We start from the raw sequence: 25,483 nt of genomic DNA, 5'->3' as shown, positions 1-25,483 counted from the left end.
CGGCACGTAGTGGTTGTCGCGACTGTAGCGGCAGCGAGTTCCACGTGGCCGCCGATTGATCAGCCAGCCGTGCGGCATGGTGAGCCGACTTGCGAGAACTCATCATCTCAATATTGTCGGAATTCGCTAACATCGGCTGCGACGCAGCAGTCCAAATCGGTTCATGCCGCGCCGCGGTTGGTGACGCGAGGGGTCTCTTATCGTTTGCCCGCCGTCGCGCGTGATACCTTCGGCCACTTGTTCTTGCGCCGCTTACGACAATTGGCTGCGGTGTAGCGGCACTTCGGATGAGCGCGCAATTGATTTATGAAAACGTTGATTAGGAGGAATTCTCACCAACATTCACTATGTAATGACATTCCTCCCGGAGTTGATGTGACAGAAGATAAACCTTCATTGCTATGTAGTTAGCAATCGTAGTGTTTAACCCGTCGCATGTCGTGGATAAGTTGAAGTTGTCATTTTGCATAGCACAATTTGTGATCGCACGTGCAACAAAAGGTTCACACTCCGCATTGCCTTCAGTTAAAATGTCGGATTGGTTCATCAGCCCTCACGCTCCATCTCACTAACGCCCAATGTTCAAGTTCAACAAGAGTTTTGCGGCCGTGGCCATGGCCGTCGCTTCCATTGCTGCTTCTGCGCAAGATACGAACAAGTCTGATCTCTTCAATCAAGAGCCCTCCACAACGTCCATGTCTGGGACGCGGAATGCGAGCGATGCGGCGTTGTCCGATGGGCTGAGCAGTGGATCGGCACGCAAAACCCGCATTACCAATGGCCAGGCGAGCGAGCGGGGTTTCGGTGACAACGTCGGCGCTATGCGCGACGGCAGGGCGATGAACGGTCGCGTCGGGAAAGAGCGTGGTGGCGACGCTCGTTTCGACGATCGACTGAATGATCGCGATGCGTTGCACCGCCGCAATGCTACGCGTTTACAGCAGAATGGGAATTTCAGCGACGAGGATAGCCAGAAAGAGCCTAGCGAATTCCAAAAGTTCATTGCTGAAAATACCGGCAAACTGCTTCCCATTTTCGGTGCCGAGTTTTTCGTCAACGGAACGGCAACGTTTACCCCTGTCACTAATTCGCCGGTTCCGTCCGATTATCTGCTCGGGCCGGGCGACGAACTGATGATTCGCGGCTGGGGGACGATCGATATCGATTACCGTGCCACCGTCGACCGGAACGGCAATATTTCGATCCCGACCATCGGTAGCGTGTCGTTGGCCGGTGTGAAGGCCGCCGACGCGCAGAACGTCATCCGTGCCGCCGTCGGTCGTTTGTACAAGGGCGTTACGGTCAACGTGACGTTTGGCCAGCTCCGCGCGATGACAGTGTACGTGGTGGGACAGGCGAACCGGCCGGGGACCTACACGGTTTCGAGTTTGTCGACACTCGTGACTGCGTTGTTTGCCAGCGGTGGGCCGAACGCGAACGGCAGCATGCGTCATGTCCAGGTCAAGCGCGGCGGCAAGGTCGCTGCCGAACTCGATCTGTATTCCTTCATCGCCAAGGGCGACAAATCCGCGGACATCAAGCTGTTGGATGGCGACACGATCTATATCCCGCCTGCGGGTGGTTTCGTGGCCTTGACAGGCAAGGTCAACAGCCCGGCAGTGTATGAGCTGAAAAACAGCGGCGAAACTATCGAGTCGCTGCTGAGCTTTGCCGGCGGTCTGCCGGTGGTCGCGGACCCGCGTCGCGTTTTCCTGGAGCGCATCGATCCGAACAAGAGTCATCCACGCAGCGTGGAGGAATTTGCGCTGAACACGGAAGGCTTGCGCCGCCCGTTGAAGAATGGCGATGTGCTTAACGTGACCTCGATCACGCCGGATTTCTCCAATGCCGTGATCTTGCGCGGCAACGTCGACCAGCCGGTGCGTGCGCCATTCAGGCAGGGCATGCGCGTCAGCGATTTGATTCCGAGCCGTGAATATCTGATTACCCGGGAGTCAACCGAGCGGCAAAATAATGTGGTGGCGACGGGCGACAGCGAAAAAGACACCACAGAGGATGCGACGAAGATCGCTTCGCATATCGGCAAGTTGATCGACCCGATCAACTGGGATTACGCCGTCATCGAGCGCGTCAACCGTAGCGACCTGACCGTCAAGTTGATCCCGTTTAACCTGGGCGCCGTGTTCACCAATCCGAACGGTCCAGACAACGTCCAGCTGGAAGCCGGCGATACCGTGACAATCTTTTCGCAGGAAGACGTTGCGGTGCCGGTGGACAAGCGTCAAGTGTTCGTGCGTGTCGAAGGCGAGGTCAAGGTGCCCGGCGTCTACCAGATGACCGCCGGCGACACGCTCCAGAGCCTGATCGCCAAGGCGGGCGGCCCAACCGGCAACGCCTACCTGTTCGGTACCGCGTTCTATCGTGAAGAAGTGAAAAAAGAACAGGAAGCGAATCTGCAGCGCGCAGCTGACCGTCTCGAAACCCAGTTACGCAGCGAGCAGTCTCGTCAGATGGCTAACCTACGTGGTCTGTCGCCGACCGAGGCCGCGGCAATGACCGCACAGTTCGAATCCGAGCGCCGAACTTCCGAAGAGCGTATCGCACGTTTCCGCAAGTTGCAGCCGACCGGCCGGATTGCTTTTGGCCTGGATCCGAATGATCGTTCGTTCGGCCATCTGCCTCCGGTCTCGTTGCAGAACGGCGACCGCCTCGTCATTCCGTCGAAGCCGGCATTCGTGCACGTGTTCGGCGCCGTGAACGTCGAGGCGTCGCCGCTGTGGCGTCCGAACAGCCGCGTCAAGGATTACCTGAATATGGCGGGAACGACGTCCGATGCCGATATCGACAACGCCTTCGTGCTGCGTGTCGACGGCACCGTCGTGTCGACCGATTCGCAGGGTTGGTTCTTCGGCAAGGTTGGCGGTATCGAGGTGATGCCGGGTGACACGATCGTCGTCCCGGAAAAGCTCGACAAGCAGACTGCATGGACGAAATTTACGCAAGGTGCTCGTGAGTGGACGCAGATTCTCGCGAATTTTGGTCTCGGCGCTGCCGCGATCAAGACTCTCAAGAATTAACGGCAAATATCGCGGGCTGCCGTTCGTATACCAAGCAAAGACAAGGCAAGGCTATAGCTTAAAGTCATGAAAGAAATGGAAATTAATACGTCAGCGGAGAACCACGGCGAACAGAAAGAATTCGATGTCGTCGAGCTTCTCATCATGCTGGCCAAGCACAAGAAGCTGATCATTGGCTTGCCCATATTCGCGTCGATACTCGCTGCCGCACTGAGTTTTGCGATGCCGAACGTCTATCGTGCGGGCGTCAAGCTGCTGCCGCCACAGCAAAGCCAATCCGGTGCAGCGGCGCTCCTTGCGCAGTTAGGTGGTGTCGCCAGCGTCGTGGCGGGTGGTGCGGGTGGTCCGAAGAATGCGAACGACGTGTACATCGCGATGCTCGAGAGCCGCACGGTTGCCGATCGCCTCATCAAACGCTTCGATCTCGAGAAGGTGTTTGACGCGAAATCTCCGGAAGAGACACGCAAAGCGCTTAAGGCGAACACGACCGTCATGACCGCTAAGGATGGCCTCATCACGCTCGATGTCGAGAGCGAGGAAAAAAAGCTGGTCGCGCCGCTCGCCAACGCGTATGTGGAAGAACTGCTGAACTTGAATAAGACGCTTGCGGTCACCGAGGCGGCGCAACGACGCAAATTTTTTGAGCAACAACTCGAGTTTGCGAAGGACCGCTTGGCCAATGCGGAAGCTGCACTCAAGCACTCGCTCGATACGAGCGGCGTGATCAGTGTTGACAGCGAGAGCCGGGCCATCGTTGAAACGGTGGGCCGTCTGCGAGCTCAGGTCGCGGCGAAGGAAATCCAGTTGCGCTCGATGCAGGCGTTCGTGACCCCAAATAACCAGGACTACAAGCGGGTACAGGAAGAGCTGGAGAGTCTGCGTGCCCAGCTTGCCAAGCTCGAGAACGGGAATCGAACCGAAGGCAGCGCCCAAGACCACAGTGGCGACCGCCAGCAAGGTCTCGAGAACATTAAGGTTTTGCGCGAAGTGAAGTATTATCAGATGTTGTATGAATTGCTCGCAAAACAGTATGAAGCAGCTCGCCTCGACGAAGCGAAGGATGCATCGGTCATCCAGGTACTGGACGCTGCCATCGAACCGGAACGCAAATTCAAACCGAAGCGCAGCGTGATTGTCGTCGCTGCAGGGCTCGGAGGTCTGTTCCTTGCAATTCTGTCGGCATTCCTGATCGAAACTCAAAAAATGGCCCTGCGCTCTCCCGAGCGGGTTGCGCAGCTTGCGAGACTCAAGGCCCACCTTCGCCTGCGCTGAACAGCGGGACAGGCGTTTGGAAGCTCGACGCCTGTCAAGCAATCCGAAGCAAAACTCATGAACCTTTTTTTTATTACCAATTCGGTCCCGTTAGCACAGTTCGCCGTTGACAGCGGCGCCGACAGGATCTTCGTCGACCTTGAAGTGCTGGGCAAGCATGAGCGCCAAGGTCACCTTGACACGCTGATAAGCCGTCATTCCGTCAACGATGTTGCCGCTGTGCGTATGGTTGTCCCTGCGGGCAGACTGATGGTTCGGATTAACCCGGTCAACGAACATACCGTCGACGAAGTCGAGCAGGTACTTGAGGCCGGCGCTGATATCATCATGTTGCCGATGTTCCGTACGCCGAGGGAGGTCGAGCTGTTCATCAAGGCAGTGAATGGCCGCGCGCGGACGACCCTTCTCGTTGAGACTGTCGGCGCAATGAAAACCCTGCACGAGTGCGTGGCTATCCGCGGTGTTAACGAAGTCCACATCGGCTTGAACGATTTGCACCTCGAACTTCGGAAGCGGTTCATGTTCGAATTGCTGGCCGACGGCACGGTGGATCGGATGGCGCAGGTACTCAACGATGCCTTGGTTCCGTTCGGTATCGGAGGCGTCGCTCGAGTCGGTGAAGGCCTGCTTCCGGCCGAACTGATCCTCGCTGAGCACGCCAGGCTGGGCTCGAGTGCCGCCATCCTGTCGCGAACCTTCCATCGCCGCGCGGAAACCGTCGCCGAAATCTGTGCGCAAATGGATTTCAAGGCCCAGGTCGCGAAATTGCGTCAGGCCTACGAACACCACCTGAATGGAAGTCAGGAAGACTTGCTGCGGGCCCATCGCGAGGTCGCGGCCATTGTGACGTCGATCGCTTCCTCGATCGCGGAACGGGAACTCGTTTCGAACTGATATGTCGAGGTCACTTTTCAGCGCGACCTTCGTGCTCAGTCTGGCGTTGCTCGCGGGCCGCCTGACCGGACTGCTGCGCGAACTGGGGCTTGCCACAGTCTTCGGGATATCACCCCAGGCTGACTTGGCTGTATTGCTGCTCACGCTGCCGGATCTCCTTGTCAACTTACTGATTTCCGGCGGTATCAGTGCCGCCTTGGTGCCGCGTTTCAGCACCTTACAGGGCGATGAGGCGCTGGTCTTGTTTCGCCAGTTCTCGCTCGCAATATTAGCGATTTTCGGCGTAGCCGGTGCTGGGCTGGTCTTGTATCCGCATGTCGTCTTTCACCTGCTGGCGCCGGGTGTGAACGCGGAGTCCATCGGCACCGATGGACTCGTTGCCGTCGCGGTCGCGTTGCCACTCAGCGGCGTCGCTGGTGTCACGGGGGCTTACCTCAACGCTCGACAGCGCTTTATGCTCGTTGGATGCGGAACGTTGTTTTTCAACGTTGGCGTGCTCATCGCATTGTTTTTATGCCGTCATCATACCCAGCCATTGTCCTGGCTCGCGTTCGGCATTTTGGCCGGTGCTGCGCTCCGGTGGGTCACGCAGATGATGATGATGCCGTCGCGCGTCTGGTATGCTCCCGCGAAGAAGCGCGTGGTCGACCATGCATTGCTGCGCGCATTCATGTTTGCGACGCTCGCTGCGGCCATGTCGCTTCTTGCTCCGGTTGTAATTCGCGCGATGGCATCCACGTTGGGCGAAGGGGCTGTTGCCAGCTTCAATTACGCACAGAAGCTTGTGGAGCTGCCTGTTACGATCCTGCTGACATCGATTGGTACGGTTGCTTTGTCGCGTATGAGTATCATGTATTCGGAAGGAAAGCCGGAACAGGCGATGGCGCTGGCGGTTCAAAATACCCGTTACGCGCTGCTGCTCGGCGCTACGATCCTGCTGTTCGGCTGGTTCTTCGCGGCTCCCGCTGTCCACGTCGTGTTTGCCGCGTCGCATATGGACGAAGCGTCACTTTCCCGTATTGCCGGACTGACGGCTATCGCCACACTCAGCGCACCATGCGCCGCCGTGACGAGCATCGCCACGGCGCTGTTGAACGCGAGCTCACGTGCCAAGGACGTCTTCAAGGTATCAGTCGGTACGCTGTCCCTGCTGCCGGTGTTGGCGCTGCCAGGTCTGTTGCTGAAGTCGGAAAACGCACTCATGTTTGCCGTGATCGGGAGCCAAGCTGTTGCTGCCGTGTGGCTTTCGCGTATCGCGCGAATGCCGATGCTCGGCCGTGGCGCGCTGTGGAAGGCGCTCGCGTCGTCGCATTTCGGCATGGTGCTGACGCTTGCACTGGCCTGCGCCGGCATCGCCCAACTCATTGAGCCGAGCCACAATCTCCTGCGCGTGCTTCTGGCGGCGGCCGGTTTCCTGATCGCGATGGCCGTCCCGATTCGTCGCTTCCTTCGTTTTTCAACCGATTCTTTCCCGCAATCCGCTGTCTCATGAAACGTTTGTTCGACATTGTCGTCTCCGGTTGCGCGCTGCTGTGCCTCTCCCCTCTGATGTTGTTTGTTGCGGCTGCCGTGTGGACGTATGACCGTGGCCCGGTGTTCTACAAACAGATCCGCGTCGGACGCGCGGGGCGCGAATTCGGTATGTATAAGTTTCGCAGTATGCGAGTCGACGCCGACAGGATCGGCGGTTACTCGACGGCGACCAACGACCCGCGCATCACGCGGGTTGGCCGGATCATCCGGCGCACGAGCGTCGATGAATTGCCTCAGTTACTCAATGTTCTGAAAGGGGACATGAGCCTTGTGGGACCGCGTCCCGACGTACCTAAGCAGCGCGTGCTCTACACGGACGCCGAATGGACGCAACGTCACTTGGTACGGCCGGGTATTACCGGCCTGGCGCAAGCGACACTGCGCTCGTCCGGGACGGAAGACGAGCGCAAGCAGCTCGATCTCGAATATGTGCGCCGGTCTTCGTTACGTTTCGACTTGTGGGTGATTGCGCTCACGGTCCGCCAAGTTTTGTTTGTAGGGGGAAATTAAGAGATGTGCGGAATTTTCGGGTATTTCCATCGCGATGGCTATTCACTGCCACAGGACAAGCTCGAGGCGATGGGCCACGCGATCCGGCATCGTGGACCTGATGACCAGGGGATTCACGCCGTGCCGGGCGCAGCCTTGGGCAACCAGCGTCTGTCGATCATCGATTTGCAGGGCGGTCACCAGCCTTTCGTCTCGGACGACGGCCAGATCGTCGTTGTCCAGAATGGCGAAATCTTCAATCATATCGAACTCGCCGAGGAAGTTGCCAAGCGGGGTAATCCGTGCCGCACGCATTCCGATACGGAAGTCCTGCTGCGCCTGTATGAACTCGAAGGCATCGGATTCCTGAACAAGCTCAATGGCATGTTTGCGATCGCCATCCACGACGCGCGCGAACAAGCGATGTATATCGTCCGTGACCGCATCGGTGTCAAGCCGTTGTACGTGTACGATGACGGGAAGCTGGTCGCTTACAGCTCGGAAATCAAATCGCTCTTGAGGGCTGGGGTCGTTCGCCAGGACATGGATGAAGTGGCTTTCCACCATTACCTGACCTTTAACTACGTCCCCGCGCCATACACGATCTATCGCGGCGTGCGTCACCTGATGCCGGGCACCGTGATGAAAATCACCCGCGAAGGCGCTACGACGACGCGGTGGTGGAACTTGGCCGACGTACAGCCCGTGCATGGACGTAGCGAAGCCGAGTGGATCGAGGAGTTTAATAGCATCCTCGACGATGCGGTGCGCCTGCGCCTGCGTTGCGACGTTCCGTTCGGGGCATTCCTGTCGGGCGGGGTCGATTCGAGCACCGTGGTCGGCATGATGGCGCGTCATATTGACGAGCCGGTCAAGACTTTTTGCATTGGCTTCGAGGATCCGCGCTACGACGAGGCGCCGTTTGCGCAAAGCGCTGCCAACCGTTTTGGAACGAACCACACGATGGAGCGAGTCTTGCCCGACATGCTCTCGCTGTGGCCGCTTGCCACGTATCACTGTGACCAGCCGCATGGCGACGTTTCGTTCCTGCCCACATACCGTGTTTCCCAGCTTGCCGCGAAACATGTCAAGGTTGTCTTGACGGGAGACGGCGCGGACGAGTTGTTCGCTGGATATGACAAGTATCGCAACTTCTTTGCGAGCGGCGCAGCCGAGCATGCTTCTGCTGAGCAGTTTCAAAGAGCCTATTTCGACAGTATTTCCTTGTTCACTGACAGCGGCAAGCATGCGCTTTACACGCCCACGCTGGCACGTACATTGTCCGGAGTGGACTCGTTCGATGTCGCACGTCCGTACTTCGCCGAAGTCCAGCACCAGGACCGCATCAACCAGGCCTTGTATCTCGACATGCAGTTGCTGCTCTCAGGGAATAACTTGGTCAAACCGGATCGCATGGGTATGGCGGTATCGCTGGAAGCGCGCACGCCGTTCCTGGATTACCGCATGATGGAGTTCGCGTTCCGGATGCCAGGTCATCTAAAGCTGAAGGATGGCGTGACGAAGTATTTGTACAAGAAGGCGGTCGCTCCGCTCATCGGGGAGGAGCTGGCATATCGTCGCAAGCAGATGTTCACCGTGCCGGTTGGTGAATGGTTCAAAACCGATCGCGCCCAATATTGCCGCGACCATGTGACCCGGCTCGGTATTTCCCTTCCGAATTACCTGAATGCCGAAGCGATGAACGATTTGGCAGATGAGCACGTCGGCCGTCGCACGGATCGGACACGCGAATTGCGCGCTCTCATCGCGACCGAACATTGGCTGGAAAACGGAGCAGGCGCCACGCCGCCGAGCGGGACAGGGCGCGCGGAATGAGTCATCTCGTGACCAGTCTCGGGCGCAGGGCTTGGCTTGGCGCCTTCGGCGCAGGTGCAATCGTTTTCCCGAACTGGCTGACAGGACGGCTGATGGCAGCAGTTCCCACTGTGCGTACTGTTGTCGACGGTCCCCGTTGTGCTCTCGAACGGGATGGTGTTATTTCTCCGTCGCGTGGTCGATTCAAACCGAGAGATGGTGGTACAACCGGGGGCCTGCACTGTACTCCGAAGGGGGCTCCCGTACTTACCGGCCCTCGACTGGAAGACAGCCTGATTATTGTTTCCGGTCTTGGCGGTGTCGTCCAGCGAGTCGCACCCGATGGGGCTGAAGTCTGGCGCACATCTGCTGTTCAGCCGCGGGGTTTGCTGGTTTCGGGTCGCTATGCACTCGTGGGCACCGGGCGTCGAATTTTGTGGTTAAACAAACAGAACGGATTCCTCGTTGGCGAGTCGGTATTCGACTGGCCGGTGAATGCATTTTCCCTAAGAGGTAATATCCTGGCGGTAGCGTTCCGGCAACAGGGACCCGGCGCTGTCCGGTTATACGAGCAGCAAGGCACGGAAGCCCGCGAAGTCGCTCGGGTGCCCGGGAATTTCGGTTTTCCGCGCGGCGTGTACCTCACGTCTGACTCGTTGTACGTCGCGGATACCTTTTCTCATAAAGTTCTGCGATACGCGGGGCGGGACGTCAGCTTTTCAAAGCTCGTCGGGACTGCGGACTCCTTTTATCCCAATTGTGTCCATATGGCTGGAGGAAAACTCCTGGTAGCCGAAGAGCACATCAATCAGATCGTCGCTTTCGATCCGCAAACCTTGAGCCGGTTGCCCGCTCCCGCAGGCTGTTGGAGCCACGGCAGCGCCATATCTCTCCAGGCGTTATTGGCCAGGGTAAACGAACATACGGCAGATGGCGAAAGTGTCTGTTTGGCACGTTCGTTGCTCGGCTATGAACTGTTGGCACCGAACGATGCCGTGCAGGCTAAGACCGCGTTGTACGTGGCCGACACGGACAACCATCGCATCGTCATGTACAAAGAAGGCGTGCCGGTCGCTGCGCTTTCTAATTTCAACGAACCGGTCAATGTCGAACTCGTTGCCTGAACCATATGGTCGACCGACGCTGCGCCAGACGCTCGCGGGGTGGCTGACAGCCGTCGCGGCGGCCGCGTTATTTTCGATCGTCGGATTGAAGCGCTTCGAACCCTGGGACCAGGTCCTGGACCTATGGGACGCGGGCGTGTCGCCACTCCTGTTGGCAGTCACCGGACACCCGCATTTTTTCCGCTATCTCACCGCCTATCCTGGATTCCTGTGGGGTGAGTTATATCCGGATTTTGGGTTTTCCCTGTACATCTCGCTATTCTTTGCATTTAACGTAGTTTTGTGGCGCGGCCTGTCGTTCATGACTACGGGGCGATCGCCGACAGTGCTGGCATGGTGCGGTTTTCTGGCTGCACACTTCTTCATGAATGGTCGCGGCGTGATTGCGTGGACTTCCTGGTTGCTTTGTCTGTCGTTATGTCTGCGACTGACGCGTGGTCCAGTCAACGGGTTGAAGCCTCTGCTGTTGGTAGCGTTCTCGTGCTGGCTCGCCGCAGTCAGCACCGGCGTATTTATCGTGGTGGTAGCATCGTTTGCATTGTTCTATCTGCAGTACCGTCAGCGCACGCCCATGAAACCGCTGCGTAAGGCAGTGCTGCTGGCCATCGCGGCGCCCGTCATGTTCTATGTAGGACAATACCTGGTGCTGGCGATCATGAAGAACATTGATTTCTTTGGCGGTGGCTTCGAAGGGGTCTACCACATGCTGGCGCACGGTCTCGGCCGCGTCCTCTTCGGCAATGAACTGCTGGCCGTCCTGCTCGTTGCGGCGGCAGCGTTCTCACTGCTGTTCCTTGTGATTTTCGTGCGGATGCGCAACCGCCCGTTCACACCGGTCGAGACGCTGATCGGCTTGGCATGCGGAGGCGGTCTGTTTGGCCTGACCGTGCTGACGATGGCGGTGCCACTTGTATTGCTGTACCCGCAGACACGGTCAGGCGCGCGTGCCAGCGCTGTGACGCCAGGGGGCCACATATCGTTGGCGGAGTAGTGTGACGCAGTCGTGCTTTGTTTTCAGGTGAGTAAATTGAGTAAAAAGAAGAAAATCCTGTTCGTTGCTTACGGCGGTGGGCATGTCAACATGCTGCTGCCCGTCGTGCAGACCCTGCTCGGGCAGGGGCGCCACGAGGTGCTCGTCCTGGGCTTGACCACCGCCGCCAGCGTGCTGGCACGGGCCGGGGTTCCCCACATCGGCTTCCGTGACCTCGTGACTGAGGGCGATGAAGCGGCCCTCGCGCACGGCAACCGCCTGAGTGAGGGCGTAAATTCGGACTTGGTACCGCGTGAGGAGACGGTGGCGTACATGGGGTTGTCGTACGCGGACTTGGAAGCGGAACAGGGCATCGACACGGCTGCTGCCATCTACGCGGAACGAGGCCGCCATGCGTTCCTGCCGACGCGCACGCTGGAGCGCCTGCTCGCATCGTACGCGCCGGACCTGGTCGTCGCAACCAACTCTCCGCGTGCCGAACGGGCGGCGCTGCTGGCGGCGCACAAGCGGGGGGTCGCGTCGCTGTGCCTGCTCGACCTCTATCCGTCGGCGGATGGCCAGTGGTTCAAGGAAGACTGGTACGGTTCGCAAATCTGCGTGTTGAGTAACAACGTCAAGGACATCCTCGTCGGTTTCGGACGCCATGCGGACAGTATCGTGGTGACGGGAAATCCGGCATTTGACCGTCATTACACGTTCGCGCCGACGGATGAGGTCACCTCGCTGCGTGCCGGACAGCCCGTCGTGGGCTATGCGTCGAACATCCTGCCCGGCTGTCCCGAGGGCGATCTGCAGCTCGAGGTATTCGAACGCCTGCGAGCGCGCTGTGCCCGCAAGGGCTATAAGCTCGCGGTACGCCAGCATCCCAACGAAGCCCGCTGGCGAGACCTCGGCGATGCCATCGATTGCAACGGCATGCCCATTGAGGCGTACCTGTCTGCGCTCGACATGCTCGTGACGTTCCCGTCCACGATCGCGCTCGAGGCGCAGATCCACGGTGTCCGCGTCGGGCTGCTCGACTTCACGTCGCTGAGCGAAGCTTGTGCCTACCTGTTCAGTGGCGACGTCGACGCGTTCAACACCGTTGAAGCACTCGACGACCTCGTCGTCGACCGCCGTGCGGGCGAGCGCGGCACGGCCGGGACGACATCCGCGACCGCCAACGTATGCGACGCAATTGAGAATATTTTGGAGGGAAATTAATTGATCCATGAAAAAAAGGTGCTTGCCATCGTACCCGCTCGCGGCGGATCGAAAGGCCTGCCTGGCAAGAACATTCGCCCGATCTGTGGCAAGCCGTTGATCGCGTGGACGATCGACAAGGCGTTGAAGTCGCGCTACCTGGACACCGTGCTCGTCACGACGGACTCCGCCGAGATCGCGGCGGTCGCCCGCACCGCCGGCGCCCACGTGCCGTTCATCCGTCCGCCCGAACTGGCGAGCGATACAGCGTCGACCTACGATGTGATCCGCCACGCGGTGGCCTACCTCAAGGACAACGAAGGCCACAGCTACGACTACATCGTCCTGCTCGAGCCCACGTCGCCGCTGCGCGAGGACGACGACATCGACAATATGCTCGAAGCGCTGATCCGCCAGAGCGAAGAATTCGATTCGATCATCAGTGTCGGTGAGGTCACGGAACACCCGTCGATCATGAAGCGCCTGGTCGGCGCCAGGATGGAGCCGTTCTGCCCGGACCTGCCCCAGACTACGCGCCGGCAGGACAATGCGGCCGCGTATTTTCCGTTCGGCGTCGCGTACATCGCGAAGACCGACGCACTGCTCGAGGAAAACACGTTCTATACGCGCCGCTGCACCCATTACGAAATCAAGCGGTACCAGAATTACGAGATTGACGACATTTACAATTTTCTTTGCGTTGAGGCGGTCATGAAGCACGAGTGGGGGACGGTATGAAATTTCTTGTCATTGGTCTGGGTTCGATGGGCAAACGCCGCGTTCGCAACCTGTTGGCGATCGGCGGCCATGACGTCGCCGGTTTCGACCCGCGCGAAGACCGTCGGGCTGAATCGAACCAGAAGTACGGCATTCCCGTCTTCGACAGTCTGGACGCGGCATTGCAGTCGTTCCAGCCGGGGGCCTTCGTGATCTCGACGTCGCCGCAACATCACATGACGTATGCGTTCAAGGGCGCAGAACTCGGCCTGCCATGCTTTATCGAAGCGTCGGTGGTGGAAGCGGATCGCATCCTGGAACTGCACAACAAGGTGGACGCCAGCGGCCCGCTGATGGCCCCCTCGTGCACGATGCGCTATTTCGCCGGCCCGAAGAAGGTCAAGGAACTGATCGCGCAAGGCGCCATCGGTAAGCCGCTGAACCTCAACTACCAGACCGGCCAATACCTGCCGGACTGGCACCCGTGGGAGCGCATCGAGGACTATTACGTCTCTGCGCGTGACACCGGCGCCGGCCGCGAAATCGTGCCGTTCGAGCTGACCTGGCTGAATGACATCTTCGGCACGCCGGAACCCCTTGCCTGCGTGAAGGCGAAGCTCACGGACATGAACGCCGACATCGACGATATCTACCACTGTCTGATGCGCTATCCGCAGGGCGTGCTGGCGAACGTGACCGTCGAAGTGGTCTCGCGTCCGCAGTCGACGCGCGAACTGCGCGTCCTGGGCAGCACGGGCGAGATCGTGTTCAGCGCCGACGAAAACTGCGTCCGCTACGCCAACGTGGAGCATCCGGAATGGATCCGCTTCGACCTCGGCGGCGGTTCGGTCGAAGCCGGTTACATCAATCCGGAAGAGCCCTACATCGCCGAGATGACCGCCTTCGTCAATGCCGTGATCCGGCAGGACAAGTCCCTGTATCCCAATACGTTGCTGGACGATTACCGCGTCCTGCAGACTCTCTACCAACTTGAGAAGTTTACCGAAGGTAAAGAATGAGCTACCAAGACCGTCTCCTTAAAGTGATTCCGGGTGGCGCGCACACGTATTCGCGCGGCTTCGACCAATATCCGACCAACGCGCCGCAGATCCTCACCGGCGGCAAGGGCGCGTACATCTTCGATCCCGAAGGCAAGCGCTATCTCGACTACGGCATGGCATTGCGCGCCGTGAACATTGGCTATGCCGAGGACGTCATCGACAACGCCGCCATCGAACAAATCCGCAACGGCAACAACCTGACCCGTCCGTCGACCATCGAACTGGATGCGGCCGAGCTGCTCGTCGAACAGATCGATTCGGTCGACATGGTCAAGTTCACCAAGAATGGTTCCAGCTCCGTGTCCGCCGCTGTCAAGCTCGCCCGCGCCTACACCGGCCGCGAACTGGTGGCACGCTGCGCCGAGCATCCGTTCTTCTCGTACGACGACTGGTTCATCGGCTCGACGCCGCTGACCCGCGGCATCCCGCAGGAAACGCTGCAGAAAACGAAACTGTTCCGCTACAACGACATCGCGTCGCTCGAGACTCTGATCGCCGAGCACCCGGGACAGTTCGCCTGCGTCGTGCTGGAGCCGGCCGCGACCGAAGAGCCGCGCGACGGCTACCTGCACAAGGTCCAGGAACTGTGCAAGAAGAACGGCATCGTCTTCATCCTGGATGAGATGATCACCGGCTTTCGCTGGCACATGAAAGGCGCGCAGCACGTCTATGGCGTCACGCCGGACCTGTGCACGTTCGGCAAGGCGATGGCGAACGGCTTTTCCGTGTCGTGCATTGCCGGCCGCCGCGAGATCATGGAACTGGGGTCGATCGAGATGGAAGGCCGCGAGCGCCTGTTCCTGCTGTCGACCACGCATGGCGCCGAGATGAGCGGACTGGGCGCCTTCGTCGCGACCGTCAAGTTCATGCACGAGCACAAGGTCGTCGAGCATTTGTGGGACTATGGACGCAAGTTGACGGCCATGATGGAACGCCAGGCCCAAGCGCACGGTATCGCCGACAGCTTCAAGGTCGGCGGCGCCGCCTGCTCGCCGTTCTATCTCACGCTGGACAAGTCGGGCGCGAATTCGCTGGCGCTGCGGACCCTGTTCTCGCAGGAAATGATCAAGAACGGCGTGCTTATGCCGTGGATCGCGCTGTCATATCGCCATGGCGACGCTGAGATCGCGCTGACCGAACAGGCGATCGACGCCGCGTTCCGTGTGTACGGCCGCGCGCTGGAAGAGGGCACCGAGAACTACCTGCAGGGCCCGGTCATCAAGCCCGTTTTCAGGAAATACAACTGATGCGCGTCGCTCTCGTATCGCTCGACCAGCGCTGGCAGGACAAGGACGCGAACTTCGAGCGTTGCTCGGAGTTTGCCCATGGTGCCGCCGCGCAGGGTTGTGAGCTGGTCATCTTTCCTGAGATGACGCTCACGGCGTATTCGCTCGACATGACTGCGCTGGCCGAACCGGCAGACCGGTCCGAGAGCCTGCGCCGCTTCGGTGAGCTGGCACGCGCGGCCGGCGTGAACATCGTGTTCGGCGCGAGTCTCGTCGTGGCCGACACGAACAAGCCGATGAATACGTTGTGCCTCGCGCGCCAGGATGGCGCCGTCGACATCCTGTACGCGAAGATCCACCCGTTCAGCTTTGCCGGCGAAGACCGTGCGCTCAGCGCCGGGACGAAGCTCGGCGTCGCCGAAGTCGCGGGACTGACGCTTGGCTGTTCCATCTGCTATGACCTGCGCTTCCCTGAACTGTATTCCGTGCTGGCACGCAGCTGTAATGCCGTCGTGAACATCGCTAACTGGCCGGTGCGCCGCGTCGCGCACTGGCGTGCGCTGCTCGTCGCGCGCGCCATCGAGAACCAGTACTTCGTGTTCGGCGTGAACCGCGTCGGCGAGGATGGCAACCAGCTGGCGTACGAGAAGAGTTCGATGATCGTGACGCCGCAGGGCGACGTGCTCGAACCGATCGAGTCACAGCGGGAACTCGACATCTACGACGTCGACCTTGCCAGCGTCGCCGAGTATCGCCGCGCGTTTCCGACCGTTGCCGACAAACGCTACGGCTTGTACAAAACCCTGTATGAAGGAACCGAATGCTGAACGGTAAAGTCATCGTCGTTACGGGCGGCGCCGGGCTGCTCGGCCGCCAATTCTGCTCGGCGATCGCCGAACATGGCGGCCTCGTCGTCGTGGCCGACCGCGACAGCGCTGCCGCCGAGTCAGTCGCCGCCGACATCTCTGTACGCCATCCCGGTCTCGCCGTCCCGGAAGTGCTCGACATTACGAGCAAGACCTCGGTGGCAGATCTGATCGCGCGCCTGCAGCAACGTCACGGTCACGTGGATGCCGTCGTCAACAACGCCTACCCGCGCAACCGCAATTACGGACGCCGGTTCGAAGACGTGCAGTACGAGGATTTCTGCGAGAACGTCGGCCTGCACCTGGGCGGCTATTTCCTCGTGTCGCAGCAGTTCGCGTTGTTCTTCAAGCAGCAAGGCTGGGGGAATATCGTCAACATGTCGTCGATCTACGGCAGCATCGCGCCGCGTTTCGACGTCTACGAAGGCACGACGATGACCATGCCCGTCGAGTACGCAGGCATCAAGGCGGCCGTGGTTCACCTGACCCTGTACCTGGCCCAGTATTTCAAGCGCGACGGCATCCGTGCCAATTGCCTGAGCCCGGGAGGCATCTTCGACAACCAGGCCGAATCGTTCGTCCAGAGGTACAACAGCAAGGCCGGCAAGAAAGGCATGCTGGATGCGGCCGACATGGTCGGTGCGCTTGTTTTCCTGCTCTCTGACGCTTCCAAGCACATGACGGGCCAAAACCTTATTGTCGACGACGGATTTTCGCTATGAACCGTGTATTTTTCATCGCCGAGGCAGGCGTCAACCACAACGGCAGCGCGGAACTGGCAATGCAACTGGTCGAGACCGCGGCACGTTGCGGTGCCGACGCTGTCAAGTTCCAGACGTTTTCCGCGGAAAAGCTCGTGCGCCGCGGCGCCGCCAAGGCCGAATACCAGCGCCGCGAAACGGGCGAGGGCGACCAGTTCTCGCTGCTGAAGGCGCTCGAGATGTCGCCGGAACTGCACCACCAGCTGCTGCAGCGCTGCCAGGAACTGGGTATCGAATTCATGTCGACGCCGTTCGACGAGGATGCCGCCGACTTCCTGCTCGGCCTGGGCATGCACCGCATCAAGGTGCCGTCGGGTGAAATCACGAACCTGCCATTCCTCGAATTCCTCGCCGCGAAGGGGCTGCCACTGATCGTCTCGACGGGCATGGCCACCATGGACGACATCAAGGTCGCTGTCCGGACGATCGCGGACGCCCGGCGCAAGGCGGGGCTCGGCGAGATCGACGGCGACGCACTGACGATCCTGCACTGCACGTCGAACTATCCGGCGCAGTGCTCTGACGTGAACCTGCGTGCGATGCAGACGATCGCCGCCGAAACCGGCCTGCCCGTCGGCTATTCCGACCACACGCTGGGCATCGCCGTGTCGACGGCCGCGGTCGCCATGGGCGCGACTGTGATCGAGAAGCATTTCACGCTCGACCGCGACCTGCCGGGTCCCGATCACAAGGCATCTCTGACGCCGCAAGAACTGGCCGCGCTGATCGGCCAGATCCGTGACGTCGAAGCGGCTCTCGGTTCTCCGGTGAAGGCGCCGACGGCATCCGAGCTGCCGGTGCGCGAACTGGTCCGCCGCAGCGTGACGACGGCGCGCGCACTGACCGCCGGCACGGTGCTGACGCGGGACGACCTGATCCTGCTGCGGCCGGGCAACGGTATCCAGCCGGGTGAACTCGGCCTCGTGATCGGCAAGACGCTGCAGCAGGACCTGCCTGCCGGCAGCACGTTGCAATGGCAGAACCTCCAATGAGGAAAATCTGTTACGTGAGCGGGACGCGGGCGGACTTCGGGCTGATGCAATCGACCCTGCTCGCGATCCAGGCGCACCCGTCGATGGAGCTCGCGATCGTAGTCACGGGCATGCATCTGTCCGAGCGCTACGGCAACACAGTCGACGACATCGTGCGCGCGGGGCTGCCGGTCACGCAACGGGTGCCCGTCCACATGGACCCGCCTACCGGCGCGACCATGGCACGCAACGTCGGGCGCATGCTGACGGCGTTCGTCGACGCTTTCGAAGAGATCCGGCCCGACGTCGTGCTGCTGCTGGGCGACCGCGGCGAAATGCTGGCCGGCGCGCTGGCGGCGATTCACCTGAACATTCCCGTCGCGCATATCCATGGCGGCGAACGTTCCGGTACCGTCGACGAGCCCGTGCGCCACGCGATCTCGAAGCTGTCGCATTTCCATTTCACGGCGACGGCCGACGCGGCCGCACGGCTGGTACGTATGGGCGAACGCGAGGATCATGTCCGGGTGACGGGCGCGCCCGGCCTGGACGGCGTGCGCGAACTGGCCCACATCGACCGCTTGGCGTTGTGCCGCGACGCGGGCCTGCGCACGGACGCGCCGGTCGCACTGCTGGTGTTTCATCCGGTCCTGCAGGAAGCCGCGGCGGCCGGCCGCGATACCGGCATCATCCTCGATGCGCTGGCCGACAGCGGCGTCCAGGTGATGGCGCTGATGCCCAATGCGGACGCCGGCAGCAACGACGTGCGCGCGGCCCTGGCTGTGCGCTCCGGCCGGCCGGGCATGGCGCTCGTCACCCACCTGCCGCGCGACGCGTTCATCTCCTGGATGGCGCAGGCCGACGTCATGATCGGCAATTCCAGCGCCGGCATCATCGAGGCCGCCAGTTTCGGTACGCCGGTCATCAACATCGGCAGCCGTCAAGCCATGCGCGAACGGAATGCCAACGTGATGGACGTCCCGGCGGAGCGCGAGGCGCTTCTTGATGCGGTCCGGCAAGCGCTCGCTGGCGGCAGGCTACCCCCGGCGAACCTGTACGGCGACGGCGATGCCGCGCGGCGCATCGTCGAGCTGCTGGACCAGTTGCCACTGGACAGCCACGTATTGATGAAGGCGAATGCATACTGATACCATCTACATCGTCGGCGCGGGCGGCCATGCGAAAGTCGTCATCGATGCGCTGCTGTTGACGGGCGTGTCCGGTGACCGGATCCGGCTGACGGACGGGAACGCGCAGCGGGCAGGCGCCCGCGTGCTCGACTGGACCGTGACGGTGCCCGCCGTGCACGACGACATGCGCGGTGCCTGCTTTCATGTGGCGATCGGCCATGCCGGCGTCCGCGCCACGCTGCATGCGCAGCTGCTCGCGCTCGGCGGACGTCCCGTGACGATCGTCCACCCGCGCGCCACTGTGTCCGTCCACGCCGCGCTCGGGCAGGGCGTGTTCGTCGCCGCGCACGCGATCGTCGCGCCTTCGGCCCGGATCGGTGACGGCGTCATCGTCAATCACGGCGCGGTCGTGGACCACGACTGTGAGGTGGGGCGGTTCTCGCACATCGCCCCGGCGGCCTCGCTGGGCGGCGGCGTTCGGACTGGTGAAGGCGTACTGGTCGGTGCCGGTGCGAGGCTGCTGCCTCTCGTGCACGCCGGAGACCACGCGGTCATCGGTGCCGGCGCTGTCGTTCTAGAAAATGTTCCGGCGGCCCAGACGTATGTCGGGGTGCCTGCAGTCTCCAAAAGTAAGGAAAAAAGTGAATAAGGTACGAGAAATAACCGTGACCCGCTCCACCACTGTGGGCGAAGCGTTGGCGATGCTGGACAAGGCCGCTTCCGGGCTTCTGCTGCTGGTGAGGGACAACACGACGTTCGAGCGTACGGTCACGGACGGCGACCTGCGCCGCCTGCTCCTGAACGGCAAGCAGCTTGATGCGCGACTCGTCGACTTGCCGTCGATCGAGTCCATCGTCGTCCACGACAACGTCAGTCGCCGCGATGCACTCGGCCTGATGAATCAACACGGCATCAACCATCTTCCGGTCGTCGACCGGAACGGACACGTCGTGCAGGTCCTGGACCGGCGCGACATCGACCGGCAGATCCTGTTATCGACGCCGCACCTCGGCGATTCCGAGCAGGATTTTGTGCAGGAAGCGTTTCGTACGAACTGGATCGCTCCGCTCGGTCCAAACGTCGATGCGTTCGAGCGCGAACTCGCGGACTATGTCGGCATGACGCACGCGGCCGCCGTCAGTTCCGGCACGGCCGCCATCCACCTCGCGTTGATATTGCTCGGCGTGACGAAAGGCGATACGGTCTTCTGCTCGAGCCTGACGTTCGCCGCCAGCGCTAACCCGATCGTGTACCAGGGGGCGGAGCCAGTGTTCATTGACTCTGATGAAGAGAGCTGGAACATGTCGCCAATGGCCCTCGAACGGGCGCTCGCCGCCGCAGAAAAGGTCGGACGCCTGCCGAAGGCAGTGATCGTCGTCAGCCTGTACGGCCAAAGCGCAAACATGGATCCGCTTGTCGCATTGTGCGAACGTTTCGGCGTTCCGCTCGTCGAGGATGCAGCGGAATCGCTGGGGGCGAAATACAAAGGACGCGCCAGCGGAACGTTCGGGAAGCTCGGCATCTATTCGTTCAACGGCAACAAGATCATCACTACGTCGGGCGGCGGCATGCTCGTTTCGGACGATCGTGAGTTGATCGAGAAAGCCAAGTTCCTGGCAACCCAAGCGCGCGATCCCGCACCGCATTACCAACACAGCGTGATCGGCTACAACTACAGGATGAGCAATATTCTGGCGGGCGTCGGCCGTGGTCAGTTGACCGTGCTCGAAGAACGTGTAGCGGCGCGCCGCGCGGTGTTCGACCGCTACCGGTCGGCGCTGAGCGACGTCGGCATCAACTGGATGCCCGAGCCGGAATGGAGTTTTTCGACCCACTGGCTGACCGCGTGCACGATCGATCCGGCGACAGGTGTGTCGAGCGAACGCCTGATCAAGGCGCTGGCCGCGGAGATGATCGAAGCGCGACCTGTGTGGAAACCGATGCACATGCAGCCGGTTTTTCAGCATTGCCAGTATTTCACCGGTGGCGGTCCGTCCGTGTCGGACCGCTTGTTTGAGCAAGGTGTTTGCCTGCCATCGGGATCGAACATGATGATGGCGGACGTCGACCGGATCATCGACGTCATCCGGAAAACGATCTCCGGCTGAACGACTATTTCGGTGCAGGCAAGTCTGCTTGCACCAGAACGCTATCAGCCGGCGTCAAACGACTTTCACGACGATGCGTGCGCGGCCATCGGTCTCGATGGCAACAACCTTGCCGACGGCGCGCATATATTCATACAGCGTCATGTCGACTTCGTTCTTGGCAATTCCGCTGATTCCGTCACCGTCCTGCACCGGCACGACGTACTGGCCTGGTTGCGCGCCCCATAGGTTCACCGGGGTCTGACCGGCAAAGGCGATGCGGTCCATCCTGAGTCGCGCTGCTTCGTGCGCGGTGTCCCATGCAGCCAGTTCCTGTTCATGGCGGGCGCATTCATCGGCGTAGTACGAGAGCATCGCTTGCTCGGCATTCGCAGGGGGGATGGCCGGGGGTGTTGGACGAGGATCGGTGTGCCAGACGTCGCCGCCGACATAGGACGGGTTGGTCGATTTCGCGACAAAAGTCAATGCCAGCGCCCAGCGATCAGTAATGTTGCCGTTTTCGTCAATGCCGACGATCTGCCCCTTGGCCACCGGACCGCAGGTGTCGGCTTTTCTCATGTACTCGGCGTAGTCGGCGCCGCTCGTATTGACGGTTCCGGCCGCGTTTATTGACCGGCCCGTTGTCGAACTCTTATTCATCCACAGCATGGCATTGGCATTGTTGGCACCCCGGCCGCGAGCGTCTTGAATGGTGCAGACGGGCCCGCCTGACGCCTGGAAGCTCAGGATGACGGCTCCTTCGGTCGATTCGGCCCGGTTGATGACGTGCGACGTGCCAGATGATGCGCCCAGGAAGCAATTGCCAGCATTGTCGGCCGCGAACGCGATTTTCCCGGCAGCGGTCTGCAGGCGCCACGACGCTCCGGGGTACGCCGTCGACCAGCCGTTGCGCGTCTCGCACTTCTGCACCGCATCTTCGATGACGTAGTTCTTGGCACCGGCGTCCGCGACCGCCACCGTGCAGTTGTCATTGTGATTCCCGACCGCGTGGAAGATCTGATGATTGTTACTGGTATTGAGGGTTTCGATCATCGCTTTGAAACCCTCGAAATAATTCCCGCTAATTTTTTCGCCCGTTGTCCCCGCACCGAGCATGATGCCAACGCCGACTGGGGCGCTTCCGGCACACTGGAGCAGGTTGTCGCGGTAGACGTTGCCGCCCCCCTTTTTGATCTGGATGGGATGGTTGGAAATAATGTTATTTTCGCGGAAGCGGGTCGCAGTAATGCCGATCGTGCTGTTTTCGGCGATGCCATAGGCAAAAGCATGGCCACTATCGCCGATCATATTGTTGTCGATGGTATGGGCGTACGCGCCTGGCACGGTTGCACCCGTTGTAGGGTTTCGGTCCGTCAGCAGAATGCCGATGCCGGCGTTGTTCGCGGCTGCAAGCAGGTAATTGTCGTGAATATGCGCCCGTCCAGCATAAATGCGGATCGGAAGCTGCTCCGTAGTAGCTGGGCGGAAGATGATGCCGGTAACTTCGACCTGTTGGTGCGCGATGCGCAGCATGTCAAAGGTCGCGCCGCCAGGAGCAGTGAGATAGGTGCCATATCTGGACGCACCGCGCAGTACCAGGCCGGGCTTGGACGTCACGAGCGGCGCGGACAGCCGGAAGTTCCCCGGCGGCAGCTCAATCGTGCCCGCGTACGTCGTAATGGAATTGATGGCGTTCTGCAGCGCCGCCGTGACGTCGGTCGGCGTGCCGTTACGGACGCTGGCGATTTGCTCAGGCGTCATGTAGTCGAACGCGCTGATGGTATCGCGGCCGCGATCCAGCAACGAGCGCTTGACGGCATTCGCTCCCGATGCGAGGTACCCAACCATTGATGCGCCAACCGACGAGGCGAGCGAAACGGGGTCGATGGATTGCGGCTTTCCGGCCGGCACGACATTAGGTGTCGCTGCCTTAGTTGACGCCTTGGCGAAAAGACCCGCGAGGGCCGTTGCCCCGACGAGCGTCGCGCGTCGGGTCTTGTTTAAAATGCCAGCCATTGTTGTCTCCTGTCAGGTATAAATGGAGTGTCACGGAATAGCCCGGCAAAAAACAAGGTTGTGCTCGCGACGGCGAGGTCGCGGTGATTTTGGCGTTCCTGATGCCAGGCGGGGATGCGGGCTGTTCGGTGAGCAGGAACGAACGAGGCGCGAGCTATTGTCGCGCCTAGTGATGAACTGGGAGATTTACGCGGTCACTTCGACGGTGCCGGCATTACCATCGACAGGAAATTCCAGCGAAAGGCCGCGTTTCCATAAGTGGTCATCGATATCGGTCGTAGGCGCGTACTCACTGACCATCTTGCGCAACTGCGCACGGATCGCCTCGTGGTCGAACCGGTCACAGGCATCCTCGAGTTGACGCAGCATCAATTCGAGGAACGGCCACGCAATTTCAGCTTCCTGGGCACGCATGATCAATGGGTGAGCTGTGCCGGTAACATTGTCCCCGATCAGCAGTTCCTCATAGAGTTTCTCTCCCGGACGTAAGCCGACGTACTTGATCTCGATCGTGCCGTCGGGCGTCTCAGCGGAGAATACCTCTTGCCCGCTCAGATGGATCATGCGTTTCGCAAGGTCCGCGATCTTGACCGGTTCTCCCATATCGAGGACGAAAACGTCGCCGCCTTTGCCCATCGAGCCAGCCTGAAGCACAAGCTGCGCGGCTTCAGGGATCGTCATGAAGTAACGGGTAATTTCCGGGTGGGTCAGCGTCACGGGACCACCCATTTCAATCTGCCGACGGAACAGCGGAACGACTGAGCCCGAGGAGCCCAACACGTTTCCGAACCGAACCATGCAGAACCGGGTGTGACCATGTTGACGCGAAAAGGCCTGCAGAATCAGCTCGGCGAGGCGTTTCGTTGAGCCCATCACGTTGGTGGGACGTACGGCTTTGTCGGTCGACACAAGTACGAAGCACTTCACTTTGGCTTCGACGGCAGCCCGGGCGAAGTTCAGCGTTCCGAACACGTTGTTGCGGATACCTTCGATCGGGTTTTGTTCCACGAGGGGCACATGCTTGTAGGCCGCCGCGTGATAGACCGTCTCGACTTCGAAGCGCTGGAAAATCTCACGGCACTTCGCCAAGTCGACCACCGATCCCATGAATGGCACGAGTTCGACATCGAGGTCATGAGCGCTGGCATACGCGCGCAGTTCCTGGTCAATCGAATACAACGCGAATTCCGACAGCTCGAGCAGGACCAGTCGGCGCGGCTGGAGCTTGACGATCTGGCGGCAGAGTTCTGAGCCGATTGAGCCGCCGGCGCCGCTGACCGCGACAGACTTGCCCGTGATGCATACGGACAGCAACGAATCATCCGGTGCAACCGGATCGCGGCTGAGCAAATCTTCGATCTGAATTTCACGGACGTCTTCCACGCGCGACATTCCCTTGACCAGATTCCTCATGGATGGCGTGACTTTGATACGCACCTTCAAAGGCGTCAGTTTGTCGATGATCGTGCGTTGCTTCGCCGGCGTCAGCGACGGAATCGCAAGCAACACGGCACTGATGTCGTATTGGTCGATCAGTTCGCGCAGACGCGACGGTGCATAAACCTTAACGCCCGAAATCGTAGCGTGATGCAATTGCGGGTTGTCGTCAATGAACGCGACCGGAATGTACTCCGAACCCGGGCGCAACGCATTGGCAAGTTGGACGCCGGCTTCGCCCGCTCCGTAGATGGCTACGCGCGTCCGCCGGCCTGACCTGCGGTCACCAACGAAAAATCCATGCGCGACGAAGCGACTCACAAGCAGGTATAGGACGAGGTTCGCACCGAAGATCGCAAAAACAGAACTGGGTGCGGCAAATCCGACGATCCGTGCGACCAGGAACAGTGCCAGCGCACAACAGAATGCTCCCGTCACGATCGTCGTGACGATCTTATGGTCGATATAGCGAATAATCGCCCGGTAAAGACCAATACGGGCAAAGATCGCGATAGCCAATGCGGGGGAGAAAATAATCAGCTGGCTGTATTTTGGGAAAATGGATAATTCCGCTTTATTCAAATCGAGAGCCACTGCGATGATGAGGATAATCGGAATGAAAATAATATCCGTTGCCGCGGCAATTACTTGTTTTTGAGTTCGAGATAAATTAAGGAACGTATTTTTCATCGTTTGCTGCGATCGTTTGTTTTCAAATCGGAAACACGGTGCTCCGCTCCGAAGCGCCAACGCAGGGAACAGGCCGAGAAGGATTCAGAAGATGAAAAGCTGTTAATTCTCACCATTTGTAACGCCGCGAAGCCTTGAGAAAGCGCGGGTCAGGCGAAATGCTGAACCGCACCATCATACAGT

The 25,483-nt window shown here is 60.2% G+C and carries 20 protein-coding genes; 18 read left to right on the top strand and 2 right to left on the bottom strand.

The features are described 5' to 3' along the window. Positions 1-578 precede the first annotated feature (578 nt). The 18 genes from HAV22_RS08585 (at position 579) to HAV22_RS08500 (ending at position 21,178) form a co-directional block, all read left to right on the top strand. Positions 579-3,038 (top strand): SLBB domain-containing protein, encoded by a 2,460-nt coding sequence (locus HAV22_RS08585; RefSeq protein ID WP_229421149.1) that lies wholly within the window; start codon positions 579-581, stop codon positions 3,036-3,038. 66 nt (positions 3,039-3,104) lie between these two features. Next, positions 3,105-4,310 carry a GumC family protein gene (locus HAV22_RS08580; protein ID WP_229421148.1) on the top strand — a complete coding sequence of 402 codons (1,206 nt, stop codon included), beginning with the start codon at positions 3,105-3,107 and terminating at the stop codon, positions 4,308-4,310. A gap of 57 nt (positions 4,311-4,367) precedes the next feature. After that, a complete protein-coding gene (locus HAV22_RS08575) occupies positions 4,368-5,204 on the top strand; it encodes an aldolase/citrate lyase family protein (RefSeq protein WP_166858507.1) in 837 nt (278 codons plus the stop codon). 1 nt (position 5,205) lies between these two features. Further along, on the top strand, positions 5,206-6,696 hold the full coding sequence (locus HAV22_RS08570; protein WP_166858504.1) for a lipid II flippase MurJ: 1,491 nt from the start codon (positions 5,206-5,208) through the stop codon (positions 6,694-6,696). Then, positions 6,693-7,247: a sugar transferase gene (locus HAV22_RS08565; RefSeq protein WP_166858501.1), complete on the top strand. Its 555-nt coding sequence runs from the start codon at positions 6,693-6,695 to the stop codon at positions 7,245-7,247. Before HAV22_RS08570 ends, HAV22_RS08565 begins: the two co-directional genes overlap by 4 nt. 3 nt (positions 7,248-7,250) lie before the next feature. Beyond that, positions 7,251-9,062, top strand: a complete 1,812-nt coding sequence (gene asnB / locus HAV22_RS08560) for an asparagine synthase (glutamine-hydrolyzing) (protein ID WP_166858500.1) — start codon at positions 7,251-7,253, stop codon at positions 9,060-9,062. A gap of 92 nt (positions 9,063-9,154) precedes the next feature. Beyond that, on the top strand, positions 9,155-10,165 hold the full coding sequence (locus HAV22_RS08555) for an NHL repeat-containing protein (RefSeq protein WP_166858498.1): 1,011 nt from the start codon (positions 9,155-9,157) through the stop codon (positions 10,163-10,165). After that, positions 10,146-11,156, top strand: a complete 1,011-nt coding sequence (locus HAV22_RS08550; protein ID WP_166858495.1) for a hypothetical protein — start codon at positions 10,146-10,148, stop codon at positions 11,154-11,156. The genes HAV22_RS08555 and HAV22_RS08550 overlap by 20 nt, the downstream gene beginning before the upstream one ends. A 36-nt stretch (positions 11,157-11,192) precedes the next feature. Further along, positions 11,193-12,359, top strand: a complete 1,167-nt coding sequence (locus HAV22_RS08545; protein ID WP_166858493.1) for a hypothetical protein — start codon at positions 11,193-11,195, stop codon at positions 12,357-12,359. Then, positions 12,360-13,076, top strand: a complete 717-nt coding sequence (locus HAV22_RS08540) for an acylneuraminate cytidylyltransferase family protein (protein WP_166858491.1) — start codon at positions 12,360-12,362, stop codon at positions 13,074-13,076. It abuts the gene before it with no gap. Beyond that, a complete protein-coding gene (locus HAV22_RS08535; protein ID WP_208296117.1) occupies positions 13,061-14,074 on the top strand; it encodes a Gfo/Idh/MocA family protein in 1,014 nt (337 codons plus the stop codon). Before HAV22_RS08540 ends, HAV22_RS08535 begins: the two co-directional genes overlap by 16 nt. After that, positions 14,071-15,363, top strand: coding sequence for a glutamate-1-semialdehyde 2,1-aminomutase (locus HAV22_RS08530; protein ID WP_166858488.1), 1,293 nt, complete (start codon positions 14,071-14,073; stop codon positions 15,361-15,363). Before HAV22_RS08535 ends, HAV22_RS08530 begins: the two co-directional genes overlap by 4 nt. Beyond that, on the top strand, positions 15,363-16,169 hold the full coding sequence (locus tag HAV22_RS08525) for a nitrilase-related carbon-nitrogen hydrolase (protein WP_166858486.1): 807 nt from the start codon (positions 15,363-15,365) through the stop codon (positions 16,167-16,169). Before HAV22_RS08530 ends, HAV22_RS08525 begins: the two co-directional genes overlap by 1 nt. Further along, the gene (locus tag HAV22_RS08520; protein ID WP_166858484.1) at positions 16,163-16,930 is read left to right on the top strand and encodes an oxidoreductase; all 768 of its coding nucleotides are present in this window, start codon (positions 16,163-16,165) and stop codon (positions 16,928-16,930) included. The genes HAV22_RS08525 and HAV22_RS08520 overlap by 7 nt, the downstream gene beginning before the upstream one ends. Then, positions 16,927-17,961, top strand: coding sequence for an N-acetylneuraminate synthase (gene neuB / locus HAV22_RS08515; protein ID WP_166858482.1), 1,035 nt, complete (start codon positions 16,927-16,929; stop codon positions 17,959-17,961). The genes HAV22_RS08520 and neuB overlap by 4 nt, the downstream gene beginning before the upstream one ends. Further along, positions 17,943-19,088 carry a UDP-N-acetylglucosamine 2-epimerase gene (gene neuC, locus HAV22_RS08510; RefSeq protein WP_308789204.1) on the top strand — a complete coding sequence of 382 codons (1,146 nt, stop codon included), beginning with the start codon at positions 17,943-17,945 and terminating at the stop codon, positions 19,086-19,088. The genes neuB and neuC overlap by 19 nt, the downstream gene beginning before the upstream one ends. Beyond that, the gene (locus HAV22_RS08505; protein WP_166858478.1) at positions 19,078-19,719 is read left to right on the top strand and encodes an acetyltransferase; all 642 of its coding nucleotides are present in this window, start codon (positions 19,078-19,080) and stop codon (positions 19,717-19,719) included. The genes neuC and HAV22_RS08505 overlap by 11 nt, the downstream gene beginning before the upstream one ends. Before the next feature lie 16 nt (positions 19,720-19,735). After that, a complete protein-coding gene (locus tag HAV22_RS08500) occupies positions 19,736-21,178 on the top strand; it encodes an aminotransferase class I/II-fold pyridoxal phosphate-dependent enzyme (protein ID WP_371869582.1) in 1,443 nt (480 codons plus the stop codon). Between the two features lie 54 nt (positions 21,179-21,232). On the opposite strand, the gene HAV22_RS08495 is transcribed toward HAV22_RS08500, so the two are convergent. Both HAV22_RS08495 and HAV22_RS08490 read right to left on the bottom strand, forming a co-directional pair. After that, on the bottom strand, positions 21,233-23,173 hold the full coding sequence (locus tag HAV22_RS08495) for a pectate lyase family protein (protein ID WP_166858474.1): 1,941 nt from the start codon (positions 23,171-23,173) through the stop codon (positions 21,233-21,235). A 186-nt stretch (positions 23,174-23,359) separates the two neighbouring features. Continuing rightward, on the bottom strand, positions 23,360-25,300 hold the full coding sequence (locus HAV22_RS08490; RefSeq protein ID WP_166858472.1) for a nucleoside-diphosphate sugar epimerase/dehydratase: 1,941 nt from the start codon (positions 25,298-25,300) through the stop codon (positions 23,360-23,362). Positions 25,301-25,483 lie beyond the last annotated feature (183 nt).

It is taken from the genome of Telluria antibiotica (assembly GCF_011682055.1).
GTDB classification, from domain to species: Bacteria; Pseudomonadota; Gammaproteobacteria; order Burkholderiales; family Burkholderiaceae_D; genus Telluria; species Telluria antibiotica.
This window is presented reverse-complemented; position numbering and strand designations above follow the sequence as displayed.

Excerpts from the sequence above, each read along its gene's own strand:
- HAV22_RS08505 (WP_166858478.1), top strand. The coding sequence starts at position 19,078 with ATGCATACTGATACCATCTACATCGTCGGCGCGGGCGGCCATGCGAAA.
- asnB (WP_166858500.1), top strand. The coding sequence starts at position 7,251 with ATGTGCGGAATTTTCGGGTATTTCCATCGCGATGGCTATTCACTGCCA.
- neuC (WP_308789204.1), top strand. The coding sequence starts at position 17,943 with ATGGCAGAACCTCCAATGAGGAAAATCTGTTACGTGAGCGGGACGCGG.
- HAV22_RS08570 (WP_166858504.1), top strand. The coding sequence starts at position 5,206 with ATGTCGAGGTCACTTTTCAGCGCGACCTTCGTGCTCAGTCTGGCGTTG.
- HAV22_RS08555 (WP_166858498.1), top strand. The coding sequence starts at position 9,155 with ATGGCAGCAGTTCCCACTGTGCGTACTGTTGTCGACGGTCCCCGTTGT.
- HAV22_RS08520 (WP_166858484.1), top strand. The coding sequence starts at position 16,163 with ATGCTGAACGGTAAAGTCATCGTCGTTACGGGCGGCGCCGGGCTGCTC.
- HAV22_RS08575 (WP_166858507.1), top strand. The coding sequence starts at position 4,368 with ATGAACCTTTTTTTTATTACCAATTCGGTCCCGTTAGCACAGTTCGCC.
- HAV22_RS08495 (WP_166858474.1), bottom strand. The coding sequence starts at position 23,173 with ATGGCTGGCATTTTAAACAAGACCCGACGCGCGACGCTCGTCGGGGCA.
- HAV22_RS08490 (WP_166858472.1), bottom strand. The coding sequence starts at position 25,300 with ATGAAAAATACGTTCCTTAATTTATCTCGAACTCAAAAACAAGTAATT.
- HAV22_RS08550 (WP_166858495.1), top strand. The coding sequence starts at position 10,146 with ATGTCGAACTCGTTGCCTGAACCATATGGTCGACCGACGCTGCGCCAG.
- HAV22_RS08585 (WP_229421149.1), top strand. The coding sequence starts at position 579 with ATGTTCAAGTTCAACAAGAGTTTTGCGGCCGTGGCCATGGCCGTCGCT.
- HAV22_RS08530 (WP_166858488.1), top strand. The coding sequence starts at position 14,071 with ATGAGCTACCAAGACCGTCTCCTTAAAGTGATTCCGGGTGGCGCGCAC.
- HAV22_RS08580 (WP_229421148.1), top strand. The coding sequence starts at position 3,105 with ATGAAAGAAATGGAAATTAATACGTCAGCGGAGAACCACGGCGAACAG.
- neuB (WP_166858482.1), top strand. The coding sequence starts at position 16,927 with ATGAACCGTGTATTTTTCATCGCCGAGGCAGGCGTCAACCACAACGGC.
- HAV22_RS08525 (WP_166858486.1), top strand. The coding sequence starts at position 15,363 with ATGCGCGTCGCTCTCGTATCGCTCGACCAGCGCTGGCAGGACAAGGAC.
- HAV22_RS08565 (WP_166858501.1), top strand. The coding sequence starts at position 6,693 with ATGAAACGTTTGTTCGACATTGTCGTCTCCGGTTGCGCGCTGCTGTGC.